This window comes from Cellulomonas cellasea (assembly GCF_030372105.1).
GTDB lineage: Bacteria > Actinomycetota > Actinomycetes > Actinomycetales > Cellulomonadaceae > Cellulomonas_A > Cellulomonas_A cellasea_A.
Window position 1 is genome coordinate 1 of sequence record NZ_JAUDBQ010000029.1, and the last position, 3,195, is coordinate 3,195.

General features: G+C 67.4%; 2 protein-coding genes. Both read left to right on the plus strand.

All coding sequences use genetic code 11. The features are described 5' to 3' along the window. Positions 1-505 (plus strand): hypothetical protein (locus QUV83_RS17595; RefSeq protein ID WP_289566227.1); only part of this gene is annotated, 505 nt, incomplete at its 5' end. Positions 506-832: 327 nt separating this feature from the next. Beyond that, on the plus strand, positions 833-3,195 hold a 2,363-nt coding region (locus tag QUV83_RS17600; RefSeq protein ID WP_289566228.1), incomplete at its 3' end, for a DMSO/selenate family reductase complex A subunit.

A 3,195-nucleotide genomic window follows, 5' to 3' on the forward strand; every position in this document is an offset into this window, starting at 1 on the left:
GTGGCACACCTGGGCGACGCCCGCGCAGTTCTTCGCCACGACGTTCCTGCTGGGCTCGCTCGCAGTCGGGGCGGCCTTCATGGGCTCGATCATGTGGCGCCGCCGCGCGGCGCTCAAGAAGGGCGAGGGCGGGCTCGACCTCGACGAGGGCGCTCGCACGCTGCTGACGCGCTCGCTCAAGGGCGTGGGCCTGACGGCCGTCGCGATGCTCGGCGTCGAGTTCGTCATCATCCCGCTGCACATCTCGAACTTGTCGGCCGCTGGCGGGGCCGCTGCGGAGTCGGCCGCGGTGTTCTCCGGGGCGTGGTTCGTGGCGCGGTTGGTCCTGGTGTTCGCGGGGGCCGGCCTGCTGGCCGTGTTCTTGTACCGCTACGCCTCGGCGGCCAAGGACTCGGGTGTCCGGCTGCTCGCGATCGTGAGCACCAGCGCGTTCGTCCTGGTGCTGGCCGGTGAGCTGATCGGCCGGTCGCAGTTCTACGAGCAGATGGCCCGCATCGGCATGTGACACCGCGCCGGCAGGCGCCGCACAACACGCAGGGCCCGCACCTCACGCGAGGTGCGGGCCCTGCGTGGTCTGGCAGCCACGTGCCAACGAGACGGCGCCGCTATTCGGCAAATAGCGCATACGTGCTTTGCGTAATGGCGCGGACTATATGGGTGCCATTGCTGTCGAAGTGGTCGAACTCGGGCAGGACCATCGCCCCAGGTGGTAAATGGGAGCCCCGGGAGCATTGACCCACCGTCTTGGCGCCAATGACGTAGCCGAGACCTGCCGAAGGGACGGCCCTCGATGACAGCTGTTGGGACGACAGGGACACCACCCAGGACTGGGATGCCGCGGCGTTCCTTCCTCAAGTGGTCAGGGGTCGCGGGCGGTGGTGCGGCCTTTGTCGGCGTGGGCGCGTCACTGGGCGTGATTCCCGGTGTCGGCGCCGCGAATGCCGCGAACGCGTCGCCGATCACCGGCGCGGACTCGGTCGCGTGGAACTCGTGCTGGGTCAACTGCCAGAGCAGGTGCCCGCTGCGCTTCCACGTCAAGGACGGCACGATCGTCCGAGTCGAGACTGACGACGCCGGTGGCGACGAGCTCGGGTCGCAGCAAGTCCGCGCGTGCGTGCGTGGGCGGTCCATGCGCCAGCGCATCTACAACGCTGACCGCCTCAAGGCCCCCATGAAGCGGGTCGGCCCGCGCGGGGCCGGCGAGTTCGTCGAGATCACCTGGGACGAGGCCTTCGACACGATCGCCGGCGAGCTCGAGCGGATCATCGCCGAGCACGGCAACGAGGCCGTCTACCTCAACTCGGGGACCGGGACGAACGGCGGCGCCATCGGCTCGCGCTCCTCGGTGCGCCGGTTCCTCAACTGCCTGGGCGGCTACCTGTTCTCCTACGGCACGTATTCGACGGGGGCGATCCAGATCGCCGCGCCGTACACGTTCGGCGTCTCTCCCTCGACCAACACGTTCGACGACTCGGTGAACTCCCAGCTCGTGGTCCTGTGGGGCAACAACCCGCTGGAGACTCGCATGGGCGGCGAGGCCTTCGTCATCCAGAAGGCCAAGAAGATGAGCAAGACGAAGTTCATCGTGGTCGACCCGCGCTACTCGGACACCGCCGCGACAGTGGGCGACGAGTGGGTCGCGCTGCGTCCGGGCACTGACGCGGCGCTCGTGGCCGGCATGGCGCACGTCATGATCACCGAGGACCTCGTCGACCAGGAGTTCCTGGACACGTACTGCGTGGGCTACGACGAGGAGCACATGCCCGAGGGCATCCCCGCGGGCAACTCCTACAAGAGCTACATCCTCGGCAAGGGCCCCGACGGCACGGTCAAGACCCCCGAATGGGCCAGCGCCATCACCGGCGTCGCGATCGAGCAGATCATCTCGGTCGCCCGGCAGATCGCCGGAGCCAAGCCGTGCGCGATCAGCCAGGGCTGGGGTGCGCAGCGTCAGATGAACGGTGAGAACTCGGCGCGCGCGATCTTCATGCTCGCATTGCTCACCGGCAACGTCGGCATCCCCGGCGGTGGCACGGGCGACCGCGAGACGTCCTACAACTTCAAAGTCGCGGGCTTCCCCGAGCTGAAGAACCCGGTCGAGACCTCGATCTCGATCTGCATGTGGACCGACGCGGTCGAGCGCGGCCCGGAGATGACCAAGCTCCGGGACGGCGTGCGCGGCAAGGACAAGCTCGACACCGGCATCAAGTTCCTCTTCAACTACGCCGGCAACACGATCGTCAACCAGCACATGGACGCGAACCGGACGTCGAAGCTGCTGCAGGACGAGTCGCTACTCGAGTTCATCCTGGTGATCGACAACCAGATGACCGCCTCGGCGAAGTTCGCCGACATCCTGCTCCCGGACGTGTCGAACGTCGAGCAGCGTGACCTCACGGCGGGTGGCTCGACAGGCGACCTCGGGTACGTGATCTATGCGGACAAGGCCATCGAGCCGCTGTTCGACTGCAAGCCGATCTACGAGATCCTCACCGAGCTCGCCAAGCGGCTGGGGGTCGAGGAGGAGTTCACCGAGGGCAAGACCCAGGACGAGTGGATCGACGAGCTTATCGAGACCACGCGCAAGGACACCCCGGCGATCCCCGCGAACGAGGAGTTCCGCAAGGCCGGCGTGTACCGCCAGAGCAACCCGGCGGGGCACGTCATCCCACTGAAGGCGTTCCGCGAGGACCCGGTCGCCAACCCGCTCAAGACTCCCTCGGGAAAGATCGAGATCTTCTCCCAGCAGATCTGGGACATCGCGCAGATGTGGGAGCTTCCCGAGGGGCAGCGCATCACTGCCCTTCCGGAGCACCTCGTGGGCGCCGAGGGCGTCGAGGAGGCGCTGACCAACGAGAAGTACCCGCTGCAGTGCATCGGGCACCACTACAAGTCCCGGACCCACTCGACGTACGGCAACGTCCCCTGGATGAAGGAGGCGCACCCGCAGATCGTGTGGATCAACCCCGCCGACGCGAAGGCGCGAGGGATCGAGAACGACGACGTGGTCCACGTCTTCAACGACCGTGGCCGCATCGAGCTGGTCGCGCGGGTGACCCCGCGCATCGTGCCGGGCGTGCTCTCGGTGCCGCAGGGCGCCTGGTACCGGCCGGACAAGGACGGGCTGGACCGTGGGGGAAGCATCAACACCCTCACCAGCTGGAACACCACGGCGCTGGCCAAGGCCACGACGTC